This is a genomic window from Hymenobacter sp. UYCo722, from assembly GCF_040547115.1.
Taxonomy (GTDB): domain Bacteria; phylum Bacteroidota; class Bacteroidia; order Cytophagales; family Hymenobacteraceae; genus Hymenobacter.
The window spans coordinates 38292-57339 of sequence record NZ_JBEPPC010000001.1 but is presented as its reverse complement, the minus strand read 5'-3'; the positions used below and the strand labels follow the sequence as shown (position 1 = coordinate 57339).

Sequence of the window (19048 nt, the reverse complement as noted above, 5' to 3'; positions counted from 1 at the left end):
GTGCAAACAAAAAAGAACGTCATGCTGAGCGTAGCCGAAGCATCTCTACCACGTAAGTAATTCATTTACTATTGCGGTAGAGATGCTTCGGCTGCGCTCAGCATGACGGTTACTGAAAGACGTGCACCTACGCCAGCACCTGAATAACGGCTTCCGAAAAGCGCTCCATTTCCTCCAGCTGCGGACTGGCCTGCAGCAGGAAAAAATCAACGCCCACGTTCTCGAACTCACCAATCCGGTCCTGCAGCTGCGCCGGGGTGCCGGTGAGGCCGGTGCGCAGGCCCCGGTTTGACACCGAGTAGTCCTGCAGCGACACCTGCTGCTCGAGCTGCGTGCCGGCCAGCCACTGCTGGTAGTTGCCATAGCCGGCCGACGAGGCTTTCACATTGGTAATACGGTCCAGCTCCTTTTTAACGTCCTGCTCGTTGTCGCGCACAATTGTGTAGCCGGCCACGCCAAACTTCATCGGGGGCAGGCCTTTCTGCTCGCGGCGGCGGCGCATGTCGGCAATGCGGGCCCCAATTTGCGCCGGCGAGTCGCCGTGCATCACGTAGCCGTCGCACTGGGTCGAAATCAGGTCTTTGGCCGCTTCCGACTCGCCGCCCGCGTACAGGAACGGGGCTTTGGCGGGCTTGGGCTGCAGCACATTGTCGGCCACCTGGTAGTACTTGCCATCGTAGCTGAAATGGTCCTGCTTCCACACGTTGGTCACCACGTCGAGCCACTCGCGGGTGCGGGCGTACCGGTCGTCGTGCTGCTCGAAGTGCAGGCCGTACTTGGTGGCCTCATCCTTCCACCAGCTCGACACCACGTTCAGCGACAAGCGCCCGGGGGCAATCAAATCAATGTTGGCGGCCTGCTTGGCCAGCAGCGCGGGGTTGTGAAACGTGGGCCGCACGGCCACCATAATTTCCAGCTGCTCCGTCACGGCAGCCAAAGCAGCGGCCGTGCTCCAGGCCTCCAGCGACGCCGCTTCGGTGCCCTTGATGTCGTTCAGGTACAGTTCCGCAATCAGCGTGAGGTCGTAGCCCAGGGCTTCGCTGCGCTGCGCCAGTTTCTTCACGTAGCTCCAGTCGGTGGGCATGTGCTCGTCTTCCACGTTGCGCAGCCAGCCCCCAAATACGGGCATCCAATATCCAAATTTCATGGCTTTTTTAATTAACAGAACGTCATGCTGAGCTAGCCGAAGCATCTCTACCGCAGTAGTAATCAATGCTGCCATAACGAAGCGGTAGAGATGCTTCGACAAGCTCAGCATGACGTTCATTTGTTAGTGAGATGGTTTATGCCGTGGCCAATTCAGCGGCTACGGGAGCCGCTGCCGACACGGCCGGCAGCTGCGTTTCGAGGTAGTCAACAAAACGCGCGTAAGGGTCGAAACCGACTACGTTCACGGCGTCGGCCACGAAGTTGGACAGGGCGTTGATGTCGTAATAGAGCACGTCGCCGGTGCGGTCGTCGATGAGGTATTCGATGCCGCCCACGTTAATTTTGGCGGCGGCCACAATGCGCTCCACGGCCGCAATTACCTCGGCCGGCGGCGTGAAGGCTTCCACCTGAATGCCTTTCTTGGGGGCTTCCGTCAGGCAGAATTCGGCCGACTGCTCCTCCGGAATCTGGCAGATTTCGGCCGGGCACAGGTTGAAGCTCTCGCCGGTCGTGAACACCTTCATGGCGTAGAGAAACTTGCCGTCCAGCATCTCCACCCGATGGATATTGCCGCCGCGAGGTGTCACGTATTCCTGCACCAGCGCGGTTTGGTCGATGCCGAGGTCAATCTGGTTGTTCTCGACGGCCGCCTGCAGGCCTTCCAGGGTGTCGAAGCGGATAATGCCCGCGCCGCTGCCCCCGATGTTCACCTTCACCACGATGGGAAAGCGTAGCTGCCGGGCCGCATCCACGGCCCGCGAGGCATGGTTTATCACCAGCGACTTTGGGTACTTCAGCCCCAGCGACTCGAATAGCGAAAGCTGCCGGGCCTTGTTGGTTTCAATGGCCGTGGCCGCCGAGCCGTTGATGATGCGCGTGCCGATGCGCTCGAGGTGCGTGGCGTAGCCGGCCGTGTGGAAAATACCCTGCCCGTGGCCCCGCAGGTAAGCCGAAGAACTCATGCGGTTCACGACCAGACTGTAGCCGCTCTCCTTCTCGGCGGGGTTGAAGAGGTGATGCGCGGCATCAATTTTTTCGTAGGGCAGGCCCCGGCGCTCCAGCTCCGCAAACAGCGGCTTGAACCATTCGGGGTGCTCGAAATAAATGCCAATGGGCTTTTGAGGGAGTGACATAAAACAGAAAAGTTAATTGAGTTAGTAGCAGGATGCGCCTTTGGCATTCGCCAAATAGCAGCGCTCGCCAAAGCATGAAAAACCAAAAAAATGAGGGATTGAGCTAGCAGTTCTCGGGCGAATTCAGCAGTCCGAAATTCAGGGTAAACACCGGAGGCGCAGGCCAGGCACAGTGCTAGCAAAGTGGACTCCAACGGGCGAAAACACGCCGTGCCGCAACCGAGCTATACCCTGAAAAAGAACTTACGAACGCCACCAGCAGGCATGCGAAGCCGGACGTGCGAAAGCCATCGGCCTTTCCTGCCTACCTACCCGCGAACATCGACTCGGGGAAGGCTAAGCCAGACAACAACAGCAACAACAGCCCAGCCCGGCCACCCGCATCGCAGCGGGCCGGGTAACGAGGGTGAGTGATTGCAAGGGGGAGTTGTTGGCAGTTTCCACGGCAACTTGTTTTTATATGTGCAGGAATTGGCACCTTGCCCGCAATTGCGGATGGTTGCCGGCGCTTCGTTGAGCCTGTCTCTCAGCGCCTCTGTATAAAAACAATCCTTCAGGAGAAAGAATTGATGGCACAAAGGTAGTCCGCAATTTCCACTCCCGCCACACCAACTTCTCCGAGCAACTTCACCACCCTGGCCCGCGTATGGAGGAGGCGTTTGGCTGGTGCGTACTTTTCGCCTTGCAGCAATTGTCCGAATACCACTTATTCATGTCTGATACCGTTGTACACGCCGAGCCTTACGGCAGCCTGCTTTTTGCCCCCGAGGTGCCCTGTTTTATCATCTCCTGGAGTGGCTTTGCCAACAGCGAGCAGTTCCGCTTCCTGATGAACCGCGGCCTGGAACTCTACGAAACCGAAGCCGCCCGCACCAAGCCCCTGGGCTGGCTCGCCGATACCCGCCAGGTACAGGCCGTGAAACCCACCGACCAGGAATGGATGCGCACCGACTGGAACATTCGCGCCCAGCGCGCCGGCATTCACCACGTCAGCTTCGTAGTACCCGAAACGGTGTTCGGCCAGATTTCAGTGCAGAACTATACCCACAACGTGGCTGAAGCCAACAACTACGAAATCGCAACTTCCCAGCACCGCACGCTAAAAGAAGCCAAGAAATGGCTGAAGGCGGCAATTGGTTAGCAGCAGCCAAAAAAAAGAACGTCATGCCGAGCATAGCTCAGCATGACGTTCCTGTGTTAGGGCGTTCTGGCAGTCTGAATGTCCTACCGCCGCAGAGCCAGGCGCACGCCGGCCATTAGCCAGCGGCCGGGCATCTGAGCGCCCAGCAGGTCCGAATAGTGGGCATTGAACAGGTTCTGGGCCTGGCCCACCACCCACAGACGCTCGGGCAGCAGGGCCACGTCGAGGCGGCCGTTGATGACCACGTAATCGGTTGAGAGGGTGAAGTCACCTACCGGGGGCAGGCCGGCACGCTGCTTATATACCCCGCCCAGGCTGGCGGTGAAGCGGCGATGCACCAGGCTCAGGTTGCCGCTCACCAGTTGCCGGGCCACGTTGCTCAAGTACTGCGACGTGATATTGCCGTCCACGTTCAGGTGGGTGTAGGTGTAGCCCAGGCTGCCGTCGAGGCGCAGGCCGGTGGTTAACTGCGCACGCGTAGTAGCTTCGAATTCGAGGCCCTGCGTGCTCACGGCAAACAGGTTCTGGGCGAAGCGGTAGGTGCTGGCCGGGTTCAGGTTGGTGAAGCCGGTGCCGGCCTGCACGGTGCTGCCGGGCGTGGCCACGTAGTCAATCAGGTTGCGGCCGTAGCGGTTGAAATAGGTACCGCGCAGCGTCAGGGCCGGGCAGAGCACGTAGTCGAGGCCACCTTCGTAGCTCCAGGTGCGCTCGGCTTCTAGGCCCGGATTGCCTACGTTGAAGCCATTGGGCACCGTGCCGGGCCGGATGGCCGAATTGTACTGCTCGGTAAAGTTGGCCGCCCGAATGGCCCGGCCCACGGCAGCGCGCACCGTCAGCTTGTCGCCCACCTGCTGGCTGGCCGTGAGCTGGGGCAGCACTTCGGTACCATAGGCCTGGTCGTGGTCGAGGCGCAGGGCGGCGGTCAGGTTCAGGCCGGCGCGGGGCGTGAGGCCGGCCACGGCGAATGCGCCCTGGTGCCACACGGCGTGGTTGCCACGGTCGTTGCTACGCACGCTCCGGCGGTCGGCCTGGCCACCGAGGGTCAATTGCACCTTATCCGAGAGGCGCAGCTGGTGCTGGCCCTGCAGGTTGAGGTAGTGCATGAGGTGGTCGCTGGCGACCGAGGTGGGGGTGTAGAGATAATAGTCGGTGCTGGACGTGCCCACCAGCTGCAACTCGGTGCGGGCGCGGGTGTTCCAGTCGTAGCGTAATTGGCCTTGGTACCAGTCGCGCGAAGTGGTTTCGCGGGCGCGGTCGCCGGCGTTGGTGGTGTAGAAGTTCTGGGCGTTGTAGTCGCGCCGGTCGAAGCTGGCGCGGGCGGCGGCGCTGAGTTTGGGGCTGATTTGGTACGCGCCCGAGAGCGAGTAGGTATTCAGCTTGAAGTCGTTGCGCCCCCCGCCGGGCAGGTTCAGCAGCTGGCCGCTGGCCGTGTTGTTGAGGATGCCGCCGGCCAGGCGCAGGCCCTTATCCTGGCCGTAGAAGCCGGCGTTGGTGGTTTTCAGGTCGTACTCGCCGGCCATGAACGTGCCGCCGATTTCCACGCCATCGGGCCGGTGGGTGGCGGCGAAGGTTTTGGTGACGATGTTGACGAAGCCGCCCACGGCATCGGGGCCGTAGAGGGCCGCGCCGGGGCCGCGAACCACTTCAATCTGCTCAATCTCGGCCGGGGTGATGGGCAGGTAGCCGGCGAAGTGGCCCGTGAGCGGGTCGTTCAGCCGCATGCCGTCGAGCAGGATAAGCACCTGGTTGAACGTGGAGCCGCGCAGGGTGATATCGGCCTGCGTACCGAAATTGCCCCGGCTCTGCATTTCGATGGCGGGCAGCAGCCGCAGCAGGTCGTCGAGCGAGGCTACGGGGTACTGGCTGAGGGCACGGCCGGGTACCACGGTCACGTAGCGGCCGGTCTGGCCGGCCACCTGGGCGAGCCGGGTGCCGTACACGGTCACTTCGTTCAAAGCGCGGGCACTGTCGGCCGGGGCGCTCTGGGCGAAAGCGTTAGCCGTGAAAAGCGTGCAAAAAAGCGGGGTAGTGTAGCGCGTAAGTCGCATTCATTGGTGAGTTGATTCGGGTGCAAACTTACGCCACCGGCATCCCAGGCCCCGCCCACAATACCAACCAGCTCGCCGAATAGAAAAGAGCGGCAGCCGGCAGCCGGCAGTCATCCTGCCTCGTACCGATTCAACTTACCCGCGGATGCAGCGAAGGGCCGTAATTTTGTCTCATTATGTCCTCTCCTTATCGGGAAGCGCTACTTCTGGCGCGCCCCTATTACCCGGCCCTCACTGGCGTGCGCGCCCTGGCGGCCTACCTGGTTTTCGTGCTGCACGCCCGCTCCCCCGCCATGCCACCGTGGCACCGTGGCTGGGCAGTACTGCCAGCCAGTTTTACGTAGGAGTCAGCCTGTTTTTTGTGCTCAGCGGCTTTGTTATTGCCACGCGCTACCAAGGCCGCGTTCAGTTCACATCCAATGTGGTGGCGAAAATACCTCTGGCGGCGCTTTGTCCGGATTTTCCCGCTCTATCTGCTGCTACACGGGCTGCTGCTGTTCATGCACTACGGGCAGTTTCCGCCCGGGCAGGGCAGGCATACGCTCGCGCTGGTGCTATTGAGCCAAAGCTTGTTGCGGGGCTTGTCGAGTACCCTTAAGTACGTAGGAATTCCGCAGGGCTGGTCGCTCACGGTCGAGGGCTGCTTTTACCTGGCTGCGCCGCTGCTGCTGGGGGCCTGGGCCAGGTACGGTAGCCGCGGAGCAGCAAGCTTTGTGGCCGTGGTGATGGGCAGCGGCCTGCTACTGACCTATCTGTGCACGGGGCACCCGGCGTTGCACGGCTTCTTTGGCTCCTATTATCATCTCATCAACTACACGTTTTTCGGGCGCGTGCTGGAGTTCGTTATCGGCGTAGGACTAGCGCGCTGGTGGGCCGGCCGGCCGGCTGCTACTGCCCCCCGCTGGCCGTGGCGCACGGTGGCGGGCGGGCTGCTCATGGGGCTAGCCATCGGGCTGCTGGTGAAACTAGAATCGCCCTCTACCTTCTACGACGGGCTGCTCGACCCAGCCGCCATCGCGGTTCACTTGCTGCTGTTTCCGGCCGGGGCCGTTGTGCTGTTGGCTGGCCTGCTGGCCGAGCACAGCTGGCCGAGCACAGCTGGCCGAGCACAGCTGGCTGCGCGCTTTCCTGAGTACGCGCCTTTTGGGCGTGCTGGGGCGCAGCTCTTACGCGTTTTACCTGCTCCACATTGGGGTTTTCAGCATCTGGTGGCACAGCTCGCGCTTCGAGGGCAGCTCCATGATTTGGCAGTTTCTGGCAGTCGTTGGGCTGTCGCTGGGTTGCCATTACTGGGTGGAAGAGCCACTGCGTCGGCTCCTGCTGCGCCGTGGGCGGCCGCATCCCGTAGCCGCGTACGCTCCGAGCGTTGACTAAACAGTAGTAGCGGGCTGCCGTACGCGCGGCCATATTCAGTCGAATTCCCAATGGTATGCGGCGCACGGCGGGCAGTCTGTTTTTTTCGCTGCTACTTTCGCCCTAGCGGAAGGCAACGTCGCCCCAACCGCCGCGTCCTTCGCGCGAAATTCATTTTCACTCACTCGAAGTTTTTCTATGAAGCACCTTTTCGCGCTGGGCCTGCTGGGTCTGGCGGCCACTACGCCGGCTTTCGCGCAGGCTCCCACCCCACCGGCTGCCAAGCCCGAATCTCCCTACCGCGCTTCGGCTACCAAGGTTAATGACCTGGTGCACACCAAGCTCGACGTGCGTTTCGACTACGCCAAGCGCCATATGCCGGGCAAGGCCTGGATAACCCTCAAGCCCCACGCCTACCCTACCGACTCGCTCCGGCTCGATGCCAAGGGCATGGAAATCAAAGCCGTAGCACTGATGAACGGCAGCCAGCAAACCCCGCTGAAGTACGACTACGCCGACGGGATGAACCTGCGCATCAACCTGGGCCGCACCTTCAAGCCGGGCGAGGAGTACACGGTGTACATCGACTACGTATCGAAGCCCGACGAGCTGAAGGTGAAGGGCTCGGCCGCTATCACCGACGCCAAGGGCCTGTATTTTATCAACCCCGACTCGACGGTGAAAGGCAAGCCGGTGCAAATCTGGACGCAGGGCGAGACCGAAGGCTCGTCGGCCTGGTTCCCCACCATCGACCGCCCCAACCAGAAAACCACCGAGGAAATCTCAATGACCGTGCCCGCCAAGTACGTCACGCTCAGCAACGGCCGCATGGTGAGCAGTACGCCCGCCGGCCCCGGCCTGCGCACCGACGTCTGGAAAATGGAGCTGCCCCACGCCCCCTACCTGTTCATGATGGCCGTGGGCGATTTCAAAATAACGAAGGATACCTGGCGCGGCAAGGAAGTCAATTACTACCTCGAACCCAAGTACGCGCCCTTCGCCAAGCAGATTTTCGGCAATACGCCCGACATGCTGGAGTTTTTCTCCAACCGCCTCGGCGTGGAGTATCCGTGGAATAAATACGCCCAGATTGTGGCCCGCGACTACGTGAGCGGGGCCATGGAAAACACCACCGCCACCCTGCACGGCGAGCAGGTGCAAATGACCGACCGCGAGCTGATTGACCGGGAGTACGGCAGCGAATCGGTGATTGCGCACGAGCTGTTCCACCAGTGGTTCGGCGACTATGTGACGGCCGAAAGCTGGGCCAACATCACCGTGAACGAGACGATGGCCGACTTTTCGGAAGGCCTCTACGCCGAGCACAAGTATGGCAAGGACGCCGCCGACTCTCATTACTACCGCTACCTGCGCCGCTACCTGAGCTCGCCGCGCGATGCCGCCAAAAACCTCGTGCGCTTTCATTACGACGAGCAGGAGGAGGTTTTTGACCTGGTGAGCTACCAAAAAGGCGGGGCCATCATGGACATGCTGCGCACCTACCTGGGCGACGACGTGTTCTTCGCCGGCCTCCAGAAATACCTCAAGGATAACGCCCTCGGCAACGGCGAGGCCCACCAGATGCGCCTGGCTTTCGAAGCCGTGTCGGGCCAGGATTTGAACTGGTTCTGGAACCAGTGGTATTTCGCCCCCGGCCATCCCGTCGTGAGCATCGACTACGCTTGGGACGCCGCCAAAAAGATGCAGTCCGTGACCGTGAAGCAGACCCAGGCCGGGCAGCCCTTCCAACTGCCCTTCACCATCGACTACTACGTGGGCGGCAAGGTGCTGCACCAGCCCGTGACCATGACGGAGGCCACCCAGACCTTCACCATGCCCCTTTCGGCCAAGCCCGACTTGGTGAACGTGGACGCTAACAAGAAAATGCTGTGGCTGAAAACCGACAGTAAGTCGGCCGCCGAGTATGCCTTCCAGTACGCCCACGCGCCATTGTTCGTGGACCGCCGCGAGGCCATCGACTTCGCGGCCAAGGACCAGGCCAACGCTGCCAACCGCGCCACGCTGCTGGCCGCCATCCACGACAAGTTCTACAACAACCGTCTGGCCGCCGTGGAGGCGCTAAAGCTCGATGACAAGGCCGTAGCCAAAGTTGCTGCCCAGGCCCTGCGCAAGCTGGCCGCGACCGAAAAAGAGCCCTGGGTACAGGCCTCGCTGCTCGGCGCACTAGCCAAGCTGAAGGACAAGAAGGATGAAGGGTATTTCAACAAACAGCTCAGCAGCCAGTCGTACAACGTGCAAGGGGCAGCCCTGCGCGCCCTGGCCATGGTGCAACCCGGCCAGGCCCTGAACCGCGCCAGAGCATACGAAGCCACCGCACAAGGGGCGCTGGCGCAGGCCGTAACGGAAGTGTATGCTAAAAACGGCGGCCAGGCCGAGTGGGCCTTCGTGCGCGACAAGTTCGACGCGGCCCGCCCTCAGGGTAAGTTCAACATGATGGAGCCGCTGGCCACCATCACCGGCCGCCTCGACAATGCCGCTGCCATCACCGAAGGCATTACCCGCTTGCAGGAAATGGGCATCAAGTATAAGTCCTACGGGGCCGACCGCCCCATCGTGAACCTGCTGCAAGGCGTGGCCAAAGCCCAGGCCGGCCGCCCGCAGGCCGCTGCTACCCAACAAGCTGTTGACCAGGCCGTGGCCGCCGTGCAGGCCGCCAAGTAGGCCCCAGTCCGGTCATACTGGCACCCACAAAAAAGCCCTGCCGCGTGACGCGGCAGGGCTTTTTTGTGGGTGATTAGCTGCTATTTAGGAAAAGCAGAATAGCGAGCTTACTTGCTTTCAACTACCTCTTCGGTGGCCGGGTCGTGCTTGGGCCCTTCGTAGGAATTGGCGTCTTCGTCTTTCTGGTCGCCGTCGGAGTCGATGGCTTCAGTGGCATAGATGTGCTCCATATCAGTCATCACATCTTCACTGTCAATTTTTAGGTCCTTCAGCACGCCATCGGCGATGTCGTACACGAGGCCGTGCAGGCGGGGCGGGTTGTCGCCGCGCATGGCGTTTTGAATGATGTTGGTTTTGGCCAGGTTGCGCACCTGCTCAATCACGTTCAGCTCCACGAGGCGGCGCAGGCGCGAGGTTTCGTCGCGCTCGCGCAGGTACTCGGTTTCGTGTAGACGGATGACATCGCGGATGTTCACCAGCCAGTTATCAATCAGGCCGTACTGCTTGTTGCTCGCCGCCGCCGCCACGCCGCCGCAGCCGTAGTGCCCGCACACCAGAATATCCTGCACCCCCAGCACTTCCACGGCGTACTGCAGCACGCTCAGCAGGTTCATGTCGCTGTGCACTACCAGGTTGGCAATGTTGCGGTGCACGAACATTTCGCCCGGGCCCGTGCCGGTGATACCGGAGGCCGGTACCCGCGAATCGGAACAGCCGATAAACAGGTACTTGGGCTTCTGTCCATTGGCCAGCCGCTGGAAAAATTCGGGGTCCTCGGCATTTTTGGACGATACCCACTGCTTGTTGTTTTCGAGAATCTCGCTGATACCAGCCATAAAAAAGTTGGGGGATAATGAGAATAAGGCACCGGCGCACCGGCCAGCGGCTATGGGCCAGCAAGGTAGCCCGGAATGAAAAAAAGAGACGATGGGCCACCCGCGACCCATCATTATACGTGAGGGGCCACGGCGGGCGTTTTACCGAAATTAGTGCGCCCCGAGCTGTACCTGGCGGATACCGCGCAGCTCCAACTCGATGCCCCGGGCCGGGGCCGCCTGCCGGAAAGCCTCAATGGCCTCCAGCACATCGTGGTCGATAACGTCGGAGCGGCTGCCGTCGAGGATAACGCGGCTGTTGGCGGGTAGCTGCTCCAGCGTGGTCACGATGCTGGCTTTGTTGAGGAAGGAGACGTGCTCGGGAAGGCGCAGGTGCAGCTGCCGGCCGTCCTCGCCTTCGGCAGCATCGGCGGCCTCGTCGCGGCGCAGGTAGGAGCCGGCCTTGGCGTTATCGCGCAGAATGAAGAAGAAGCCCAGCACCAGCCCGATGCTCACGCCCTTCAGCAAATCGGTAAACAGCACGGCCACAATGGTAATAATGAACGGCGTGAATTGCGCCCAGCCCAACTGCCACTGCTTGCGGTAGAGGGCCGGCGTGGTCAGCTTAAAGCCCACCAGCAGCAACACCGCCGCCAGCGCCGAGAGCGGAATCAGGTTCAGCACCGCGCCCAGAAACAGCAGGCTCGTGAGCAGCAGCAGGCCGTGGATGAAGGCCGAGAGCTTGCTCTGCGCCCCGGCCGCCACGTTGGCCGACGAGCGCACGATAACCGCCGTGAGGGGCAGGCCGCCCAGCAGGCCACTCACCAGGTTGCCCGCGCCTTGGGCCAGCAGCTCGCGGTTGGTGGGCGTATGGCGCTTCTGGGGGTCAAGGTTGTCCACGGCTTCCACGCTGAGCAGCGTTTCGAGCGAGGCCACAATGGCAATGGTGAAGGCCACGCCGTAGGTGGCCGGTTTGCGCAGGGCACTGAAATCGGGAAAAGTCATTTCGCCGGCCAGCTGGCCCAACGACGACAGCACGGGCAGCTTCACCAAGTGTTTGGGGAGCACCTGCAAATCGGGCGCAAAAGTTTTCAGCAGTTGATTGAGGCCGACGGCCACCACCACGGCCACCAGCGCGCCCGGCACCAGCCGTGCCCACGACTGCCGCCGCACGGGGGCAGTATTCCAAAGCAACAGCAGCAGCAGCGACGACACACCCACCAGCACCGAACCGGGGCTGAGTGCCCGCGCCGCCGCGGCAATGGCCGAGAACGTGTTCTGCCCATTGAACTGCAGGAAGTCCATATCCTCAAAATAGTCGGTATCGGCCCCGAGAAAGTGCGGTATTTGCTTCAAAATCAAAATAATGCCGATGGCAGCCAGCATACCGCGAATAACGGCCGCCGGAAAATACAGTGCAATGATGCCCGCCCGCGCCAGCCCCAACCCCATCTGAATAACGCCGGCCACGGCGGTAGCTGCCAGCACCGCCGGCCACGAGCCCAGCGACGAAATGGCCGACAGCACCACCACCGTGAGGCCGGCCGCCGGCCCGCTCACGCTCACCGCCGAGCCACTGAGTACGCTCACCACCAGGCCGCCCACGATGCCCGCAATCACGCCCGCCAGCAGCGGCGCGCCCGAGGCCAGCGAAATGCCCAGGCACAGCGGCAGCGCCACCAGAAATACGACTAGTCCTGCCGGCGCATCCTGCCCAATTGTGCTGAACAGCGAAGCTTTTGGCCGGGGCTCGCTGGGAGTCACCGGAGTTGCGATGGGCGTGCCGGTTTGGGCCGACGAAGAAATTACCTGGGTCATAACCTGATTGTTGGCAGTTCCCCGCCAGCCGCCGAAAATGTGGCTGCCAGAGAGTTCTGAATACAAGGTTACTGGAACACTATTAAGGTCGAATTAAAGGCGAATTAAAAGGAAATTAAAACCGGCAACCGTGCAGGAAAAACCCCGTACGGAGCGCTGCAGAGCATTTTTATCGCACTCACTCCTTAGCTCGGCCAACCATGCGCGGCACACGAATGATGTCCGGCAACGCGCTGCACCACGGTTGCTCAGTTGAGCCTAGGCCCGCCCGGGCACCGGCCATTCCAGCCACACCTGGGCACCCTGGCCGGGCTCGCTCTCCATGCGTACCGTGCCGCCGTGCAGCGCCATGATGCGGGCCGCCAGCGGCAGCCCGATGCCGTGCCCTGGCACTGCCCGGACCGCCGCGGCCCGAAAAAAAGGCACGAACACCTGCTGCAAATCTTCCGCCGACAGGCCGGGTCCTTCGTCGCTCACCAACAGCGACAGCTGCTTGCGGCTGCGAGCCAGCGTGGCCGTCACGGTACCGCCGGTTTGCCCCGAGAACTTGCAGGCATTGTCCAGAATGTTGAGCACCGCCGAGAGCAGCAGCGCCTCGTTGCCGCACACGATGAAAGACTCGGCCTCTCCAAAATCGAGGTCGACCCGGCAGGTAGGGTGGCGGCGCAGCAGCTGCTCGTGGGCCTGCAGCAGCAGCTCATCGAGGCGCACGGCGGCCATGGGCACCTGCGAGGGGTCGTCGGAGGCGCGGGCAATCTGCAGCAGGCCGTTGGTGAGGCTATTGAGCTGCCGGGCCGAATCGAGGGTGCTTTGCAATACGCGGCGGTACTCGGCGGGCGGGCGCTCGGCTTGCAGCAGGGCCACTTCCAGCTCGCCAATGAGGGCCGTGAGGGGCGTGCGCAGCTCGTGCGAGGCGTCGCGCACGAAGGTGCGCTGGCCCACAAAAGCCGCTTCCAGGCGGTCGAGCAGGCGGTTGAAACGCTGGGTGAGCCGGCCGATTTCGTCGGAGCTTTCGCCGGTGCGGGTCAGGCGCTGGCTCAGGTCAGTGGCCGTGATGCCGTCTACTTCGCGCACCATGCGGCGCAACGGAAGCAGGGCCTGGCCGGCAAAGAACCAGCTGCCCGCCCCCGCTGCCGCCACGGCCACTAGCAACCCTAGCGCCAGCAGCCGCCGCAGCTCGGCCAGCTGCTGGCGGCTATCCTCATCCAACGACGAAGCCACCACTACCAGAGGCCCCAGCCGGGCATCGCGGTAAAGCAGGCCCACGGTTTCGTGGTAGTTGGTTTCGGGCTCCAGCACGGCCTGACCGGTGCGGCGCACCTCGGCCAGCCAGGCGGGCGGCGCGGGCCGGGCCGCCCCCTGCCCTTCCCGGAAAACCAGCTGGTTTTTGGCATCGTACACCCGGCCCTGCTCGGCGGGCAGCGTGCGGTAGAGCTGGCGCAGGTAGCGGCGGTACGAGGCTTCGGAGCCGGCATCGGCGCGGTCGTCCTGCCCGGCCACGTAGGCGTGCCCCACCACCAGCGTACGCTTGAACAAGCTCTGGGTGAACTCATTCCGGCGCGACTGCTGCGTGGCAAAGTAGATAACCAGCGCAAATAGCAGCAGCGTCACGGCCAGAATGGACCCGAACTGCAACGCAAGACGGAGGCGAATGGACATGGTTAGAAACTGGATAAATAAGCGGAATGGAAGAACGTCATGCTGAGCGCAGCCGAAGCATCGCTACCGCGACAGTAAACCAATTGCTTGCGCAGTAGAGATGCTTCGGCTGCGCTCAGCACGACGTTCGATGGTTTCCGTTCCTGACCTATCAACTCACCCTTCGTTCTTCATCACGTACCCCATACCCACCAGCGTGTGAATCAGCTTGGGCTCAAATCCCTTGTCCACCTTCTTGCGCAGGAAATTGATGTACACGTCAATCACGTTCGAGCCCGTATCAAAGCTCAAATCCCAGACGTGCTCCAACAAATCGGCCCGCGAAACCACGCGGTTCTGGTTGCGCAGCAGGTATTCGAGCAGCGCAAACTCGCGGGCGGTGAGCTGGATGGCCTGACCAGCCCGCTCCACGCGCTTGGCCCCAGGGTCGAGGGTGAGGTCGGCGAGGTGCAGAATGGCTTTGGGGGCGGGGGCTTCGGTGCGGCGGCGCACGAGGGCGCGCAGACGGGCCAGCAGTTCATCGAAGGCAAAGGGCTTGACGAGGTAGTCGTCGGCCCCGGCGTCGAGGCCGCGGATTTTGTCGTCCGTCTCGCCCAGCGCGGTGAGCATGAGGATGGGCACGCCGGGGTCGTGGGCCCGCACCTGCCGGCACACTTCGAGGCCGCTGAGGCCGGGCAGCATCTGGTCCAGAATCAGGCAATCGTAGCGGTTCTCCTGGGCGCGGCGCAGGCCCAGCAGGCCGTCGGCGGCGAGGTCGACGGTGTAGTCCTGCTCCGTGAGGCCCTGGTGCAGGAAAGCGGCGACCGAGGGTTCGTCTTCAACTAAAAGGATTTTCATGGGGCGGGAAGGTAGCGCTACCGGCCCGAAAATCAGTCCGGCCCAGCCCGGCCGGGGGCTTGGCGCAAGGTCGTCAAATGCCGAATGAAGCCATCCGTTTACTCGATGGACAGTACCGCCCCGGCAGTCGCAGCCACCAGGCATCAGCCGCCTCTTTTATGCGAATCAAGCCAGTACAGAAAAGCAAAACGCCCGCTCATCATTGTCGTATAGCTATTTACACAGAATGAAGTTCTGATGATGTTGCGGGCGTTGCTATGCTGCACGCCATTACCCTATCCCATTCCACCTTATGAGACAACTTACCCAAGCCCCACTGGAAAGCCCGCCCGCAGCTCTGGCCCCCACCCAGCCCGTCAGCCTCCACATCAATGGCCAGGCGCATACCCTACAAATCGCGCCCTGGACCACCCTGCTCGACGCCCTGCGCGAGTACCTCGACCTGACGGGCACCAAGAAAGGCTGCGACCACGGCCAGTGCGGAGCCTGCACCGTGCTTGTCGACGGCAAGCGCATCAATTCCTGCCTGAGCTTAGCCGTGATGCACGAAGATTCTCAAATCACGACCATCGAAGGCTTGGGTGCGGAAGACAAATTGAGCCCGCTGCAACAAGCGTTTATCGACCACGACGCTTTCCAGTGCGGCTACTGCACGCCGGGCCAAATTTGCTCGGCCCAAGGGCTGATTAACGAAGGCAAGGCCAAAACCGAAGCCCAAGTGCGCGAGCTGATGAGTGGCAACGTGTGCCGCTGCGGGGCTTATGTGGGCATTCTGAACGCGGTGATGGAAGTGGTAGGAAGGGAATTAAAAATCGAGAATTAAAAATGACTGCCTGCATCGCAATGGCAACTCATTTTTTAGCATCCGAAATTTTTAATTTTTAATTCTCAATTTTTAATTCAAGCCTGATGAACAGCTTCACTTTTACTCAAGCTCCGGCCGTGGCGGCCGCCGTGCAGGACAAGGCCGCGTACGAAGGCGCAGCCTACATCGGGGGCGGCACCAACCTGATTGACCTGATGAAGGAAAACGTGGCCCGCCCCACGCATCTCATCGGCCTCAAAAAGTTGGGCCTCGATACCATCGAACCCCTGCCCGATGGCGGCCTGCGCCTCGGGGCCCTCGCCACCAACGCCGACACCGCCTGGCACCCCGAAGTGGAGAAGCGCTACCCGCTGCTGAACCAGGCCATTCTGGCCGGGGCCAGCCCGCAGCTGCGCAACATGGCCACCGACGGCGGCAACCTGATGCAGCGCACCCGCTGCTACTATTTCTACGACCTGGCCACACCCTGCAACAAGCGCGAGCCCGGCTCGGGCTGCTCGGCCATTGGCGGCTACAACCGCGTGTGCGGCATTCTGGGCACCAGCGACTCCTGCATCGCCACGCACCCGAGCGATATGTGCATAGCCTTGGCCGCCCTCGACACCACGGTGCGCGTGAGTGGCCCGAACGGCGAGCGCACCATCAAATTCGAGGATTTCCATCGCCTGCCCGGCGACCACCCCGAGCGCGACAATACCCTGGAGCCCGGCGAATTAATCACCGGCCTCGACCTGCCCGCCAAGGGCTTCGAGAAGAACTTCACCTACCTCAAGCTGCGCGACCGCAGCAGCTACGCCTTCGCCCTAGTGAGCGTGGCCGCAGGCCTGGAACTCGATGGCAACACCATTACGGATGCCCGCCTGGCGCTGGGCGGCGTGGCCCACAAGCCCTGGCGCGACCAGGAAGCCGAGGCCTTGCTCATCGGGCAGCCAGCCACGGCCGAAACCTTCGGCCGCGCCGCTGCCAAGGTCCTGGCCGGGGCCAAAGGATACGGGGCCAACACGTTCAAAATTGAGCTGGCCCGGCGCGCTATCGTGCGCGCCCTCAAGCAAGCCACCGAAATGAATGAGGCGGTCGACACCAACGCATTTCAGAACTCCAATCCGTGAACGAGGTAGAGACGCAATATTTTGCACCTCGTCGTTGAACGGCCGGAACCGCGCCGAACCACGCCGAACCACGCAGTTTAAACAACATCAGCAACGACGAGACTCCAACTGTTGCGTCTCTACCCAGTTCGCCAATCCTGAATTTGCCAATATTATGACTCTCCAAACCGACTACATCGGCAAACCCACCAGCCGCGTCGATGGCCCGGCTAAGGTGGCCGGCACCGCCAAGTACGCCGCCGAATACAACGTGCCCAACCTGCTCTACGGCTACGTGGTGAGCAGCCCGATTGCTAAGGGCAAAATTCTGAAAATCAATACCGCGCCCGTGCTGGCGCTGCCGGGCGTGCACCGGGTGTTCTCGCATGAAAACGTACCCACCCTGGCCCTGCTCGACCGCAGCTACAAGGACCTGCTGGCGCCCGGCGGCTCGCCGTTCCGGCCCCTGCACGATGCCGAAATAAAGTACAGCCAGCAGCCGGTGGCTCTGGTGGTGGCCGACACCTTCGAGCTGGCCCGCTACGCGGCCTCCATCCTCAAAATCACCTACGAAGAGGCCGCCCACCAAACCGAGCTGACCACCCAGCTCGACCAGACCTATCAGCCCGGCAAGGGCAAAATCGGCTTCGAGCCGCCCAAGTCGCGCGGCAACTTTGGGCGCGGCTGGGAGCAGGGCGTGGCCCACGTTGAAGGCCAGTATTCGAACCACGCCCAGCACCATAACCCCATGGAAAACTTCGCCACCACGGTGGAGTGGCTCGGCGATAAGAACCTGACTATCTACGACAAAACGCAGGGCGTTTTCAATAGCCAGCAGGTTGTCAAAAACATTTTCGGGCTAAGCAAGGAGCAGGCGCGGGTGATTTCGAAGTACACCGGCGGCGGTTTCGGCTCGGGGCTGCGGCCGCAGTACCAGCTGTTTCTGGCCGTGCTGGCCGCGCTGGAGCTGGAGCGCTCGGTGCGCGTGTCGCTCACGCGGCAGCAGATGTTCAGCTTTGGCCACCGGCCCGAAACCCTGCAGCACGTGGCCCTGGCCGCCAACGCCGACGGCTCGCTGGCGGGCATCAACCACGTGGCCGTGGCCGAAACCTCGCATTTTGAGGACTTTACCGAAAACGTGGTGGGCTGGAGCGGCATGCTCTACGACTGCCCCAATGTGAAGCTGGACTACCGCCTGGCCAAGCTCGATATTTACACGCCGCTCGACATGCGGGCGCCGGGCGCGGCCTTTGGCTCGGTGGCGCTGGAAATTGCGATGGATGAAATGGCCTACGCCGCCGGCCTCGACCCGCTCGAATTTCGCCTCCGCAACTACTCCGACCGCGACCAGGCGCAGGACCTCCCCTATTCCAGCAAGGCCTTGCGGAAATGCTACGCCGAAGGCGCGGCCAAGTTCGGCTGGGCAAAACGTACGCCCGAGCCCGGCTCGATGCGCGATGGTAACCTGCTGGTGGGCTGGGGCATGGGTGGTGGCGTGTGGGATGCCACCAAACTGCCCGCCACGGTCCGCGCCAGCCTTGATGCCGACGGCCACCTCACGGTGAGCAGCGGCACCAACGAAATCGGCACCGGCACCTATACCATTATGACGCAGATTGCGGCCGAAAGCATGGGCCTGCCCATCGAAGCCGTTACGTTCGTGCTGGGCGATACCACGCTGCCCGAGTCGCCCCTGCAAGGCGGCTCCTGGACGGCCGCCTCCGTGGGCAACTCCGTGGCCGAGGCTTGCACCGCGCTCGGCGAAGCCCTGCTGAAGCAAGCCCAAAAGATGGACCACCCGGCCTTCAAAGGCGTTAAAATTGAGGACGTGCAGTTCGCCAACGGCCAGATGCGCCTGCGCACCGACACCACCCAGGCCGCCGTGCTCCGCGACCTGGTGCAGGCCAGCGGCGAGCCCAGAATCGAAGCCGAAAACTCCACCCTCATGGCCAAGCTGGCACTGGTCAAACCGCCGAAATACTCCATGCACGCCCACAACGCGGTGTTTGTGGAAGTGAAAATGGACCCCGACCTTATGACCCTGCACGTCACCCGCGTGGTGAATGCCGTGGCCGCCGGCCGCATCCTCAACCCCAAAACGGCCCGCAGCCAGGTTCTCGGCTCGGTGGTCTGGGGCATCGGCTCAGCGCTGATGGAGGAATCAGTGATGGACCACCGCTTCGGCCGCTACATGAACCACTCGCTGGGCGAGTACCACGTCCCCGTCAACGCCGACATCCACGACATCGACGTGATTTTCGTGAGCGAGGAAGACGACAAAGTCAACCCCCTCGGCATCAAAGGCTTGGGCGAAGTGGGCATGCTCGGCGTAGCCGCCGCCGTGGCCAACGCCATCTACCACGCCACCGGCAAGCGCGTCCGCGACCTGCCCATCACGATTGACAAGCTGCTGTAGAAACTACAGCGGCCAGTGCCGCTGAAGTGATATGAAAACGCCCTGCAACTGATTGGTTGCGGGGCGTTTTTACGTTTGAAAAA

General features: G+C 62.1%; 14 protein-coding genes and 1 riboswitch. Of the genes, 7 read left to right on the top strand and 7 right to left on the bottom strand.

Annotation, left to right across the window (positions count from 1 at the left end; genetic code table 11):
• Positions 1-127: 127 nt before the first annotated feature.
• Both ABIB44_RS00225 and ABIB44_RS00220 read right to left on the bottom strand, forming a co-directional pair.
• Positions 128-1147, bottom strand: a complete 1020-nt coding sequence (locus ABIB44_RS00225) for an LLM class flavin-dependent oxidoreductase (protein WP_354582605.1) — start codon at positions 1145-1147, stop codon at positions 128-130.
• A 136-nt stretch (positions 1148-1283) separates the two neighbouring features.
• Positions 1284-2282 carry an ATP-grasp domain-containing protein gene (locus ABIB44_RS00220; RefSeq protein WP_354582604.1) on the bottom strand — a complete coding sequence of 333 codons (999 nt, stop codon included), beginning with the start codon at positions 2280-2282 and terminating at the stop codon, positions 1284-1286.
• 453 nt (positions 2283-2735) lie between these two features.
• A riboswitch (SAM riboswitch) is annotated at positions 2736-2828 on the bottom strand.
• A 166-nt stretch (positions 2829-2994) separates the two neighbouring features.
• Between ABIB44_RS00220 and ABIB44_RS00215 the strand changes: the two genes are divergently transcribed.
• On the top strand, positions 2995-3423 hold the full coding sequence (locus ABIB44_RS00215; protein ID WP_354582603.1) for a hypothetical protein: 429 nt from the start codon (positions 2995-2997) through the stop codon (positions 3421-3423).
• 83 nt (positions 3424-3506) lie between these two features.
• Here the strand turns inward: ABIB44_RS00215 and ABIB44_RS00210 are convergent, their stop codons facing one another.
• Complete coding sequence (locus tag ABIB44_RS00210) at positions 3507-5471, bottom strand: TonB-dependent receptor plug domain-containing protein (protein ID WP_354582602.1); 1965 nt, start codon at positions 5469-5471, stop codon at positions 3507-3509.
• A 176-nt stretch (positions 5472-5647) separates the two neighbouring features.
• Here ABIB44_RS00210 and ABIB44_RS00205 point away from each other — a divergent pair, with 176 nt between their 5' ends.
• From ABIB44_RS00205 to ABIB44_RS00195, 3 genes are all read left to right on the top strand, one after another.
• Positions 5648-5815, top strand: coding sequence for a hypothetical protein (locus ABIB44_RS00205; RefSeq protein WP_354582601.1), 168 nt, complete (start codon positions 5648-5650; stop codon positions 5813-5815).
• A gap of 15 nt (positions 5816-5830) precedes the next feature.
• Entirely contained in the window at positions 5831-6841 is a 1011-nt protein-coding gene (locus ABIB44_RS00200; RefSeq protein WP_354582600.1) for an acyltransferase family protein, read from the top strand.
• A gap of 181 nt (positions 6842-7022) precedes the next feature.
• A complete protein-coding gene (locus ABIB44_RS00195; RefSeq protein ID WP_354582599.1) occupies positions 7023-9506 on the top strand; it encodes a M1 family metallopeptidase in 2484 nt (827 codons plus the stop codon).
• A 107-nt stretch (positions 9507-9613) separates the two neighbouring features.
• Here the strand turns inward: ABIB44_RS00195 and ABIB44_RS00190 are convergent, their stop codons facing one another.
• The 4 genes from ABIB44_RS00190 to ABIB44_RS00175 form a co-directional block, all read right to left on the bottom strand.
• Positions 9614-10342 carry a carbonic anhydrase gene (locus ABIB44_RS00190; protein ID WP_354582598.1) on the bottom strand — a complete coding sequence of 243 codons (729 nt, stop codon included), beginning with the start codon at positions 10340-10342 and terminating at the stop codon, positions 9614-9616.
• 150 nt (positions 10343-10492) lie between these two features.
• Positions 10493-12139: a SulP family inorganic anion transporter gene (locus tag ABIB44_RS00185; protein ID WP_354582597.1), complete on the bottom strand. Its 1647-nt coding sequence runs from the start codon at positions 12137-12139 to the stop codon at positions 10493-10495.
• Between the two features lie 258 nt (positions 12140-12397).
• Positions 12398-13798, bottom strand: a complete 1401-nt coding sequence (locus ABIB44_RS00180; RefSeq protein WP_354582596.1) for a sensor histidine kinase — start codon at positions 13796-13798, stop codon at positions 12398-12400.
• Between the two features lie 156 nt (positions 13799-13954).
• Entirely contained in the window at positions 13955-14635 is a 681-nt protein-coding gene (locus ABIB44_RS00175) for a response regulator transcription factor (protein ID WP_354582595.1), read from the bottom strand.
• Between the two features lie 292 nt (positions 14636-14927).
• Between ABIB44_RS00175 and ABIB44_RS00170 the strand changes: the two genes are divergently transcribed.
• From ABIB44_RS00170 to ABIB44_RS00160, 3 genes are all read left to right on the top strand, one after another.
• On the top strand, positions 14928-15458 hold the full coding sequence (locus ABIB44_RS00170) for a (2Fe-2S)-binding protein (RefSeq protein WP_354582594.1): 531 nt from the start codon (positions 14928-14930) through the stop codon (positions 15456-15458).
• 86 nt (positions 15459-15544) lie between these two features.
• A complete protein-coding gene (locus tag ABIB44_RS00165) occupies positions 15545-16570 on the top strand; it encodes an FAD binding domain-containing protein (RefSeq protein WP_354582593.1) in 1026 nt (341 codons plus the stop codon).
• A gap of 154 nt (positions 16571-16724) precedes the next feature.
• Positions 16725-18965, top strand: coding sequence for a xanthine dehydrogenase family protein molybdopterin-binding subunit (locus tag ABIB44_RS00160; RefSeq protein ID WP_354582592.1), 2241 nt, complete (start codon positions 16725-16727; stop codon positions 18963-18965).
• The last annotated feature ends 83 nt before the right edge of the window (positions 18966-19048 follow it).

Excerpts from the sequence above, each read along its gene's own strand:
- ABIB44_RS00225 (WP_354582605.1), bottom strand. The coding sequence starts at position 1,147 with ATGAAATTTGGATATTGGATGCCCGTATTTGGGGGCTGGCTGCGCAAC.
- ABIB44_RS00220 (WP_354582604.1), bottom strand. The coding sequence starts at position 2,282 with ATGTCACTCCCTCAAAAGCCCATTGGCATTTATTTCGAGCACCCCGAA.
- ABIB44_RS00215 (WP_354582603.1), top strand. The coding sequence starts at position 2,995 with ATGTCTGATACCGTTGTACACGCCGAGCCTTACGGCAGCCTGCTTTTT.
- ABIB44_RS00210 (WP_354582602.1), bottom strand. The coding sequence starts at position 5,471 with ATGCGACTTACGCGCTACACTACCCCGCTTTTTTGCACGCTTTTCACG.
- ABIB44_RS00205 (WP_354582601.1), top strand. The coding sequence starts at position 5,648 with ATGTCCTCTCCTTATCGGGAAGCGCTACTTCTGGCGCGCCCCTATTAC.
- ABIB44_RS00195 (WP_354582599.1), top strand. The coding sequence starts at position 7,023 with ATGAAGCACCTTTTCGCGCTGGGCCTGCTGGGTCTGGCGGCCACTACG.
- ABIB44_RS00190 (WP_354582598.1), bottom strand. The coding sequence starts at position 10,342 with ATGGCTGGTATCAGCGAGATTCTCGAAAACAACAAGCAGTGGGTATCG.
- ABIB44_RS00185 (WP_354582597.1), bottom strand. The coding sequence starts at position 12,139 with ATGACCCAGGTAATTTCTTCGTCGGCCCAAACCGGCACGCCCATCGCA.
- ABIB44_RS00180 (WP_354582596.1), bottom strand. The coding sequence starts at position 13,798 with ATGTCCATTCGCCTCCGTCTTGCGTTGCAGTTCGGGTCCATTCTGGCC.
- ABIB44_RS00175 (WP_354582595.1), bottom strand. The coding sequence starts at position 14,635 with ATGAAAATCCTTTTAGTTGAAGACGAACCCTCGGTCGCCGCTTTCCTG.
- ABIB44_RS00170 (WP_354582594.1), top strand. The coding sequence starts at position 14,928 with ATGAGACAACTTACCCAAGCCCCACTGGAAAGCCCGCCCGCAGCTCTG.
- ABIB44_RS00165 (WP_354582593.1), top strand. The coding sequence starts at position 15,545 with ATGAACAGCTTCACTTTTACTCAAGCTCCGGCCGTGGCGGCCGCCGTG.
- ABIB44_RS00160 (WP_354582592.1), top strand. The coding sequence starts at position 16,725 with ATGACTCTCCAAACCGACTACATCGGCAAACCCACCAGCCGCGTCGAT.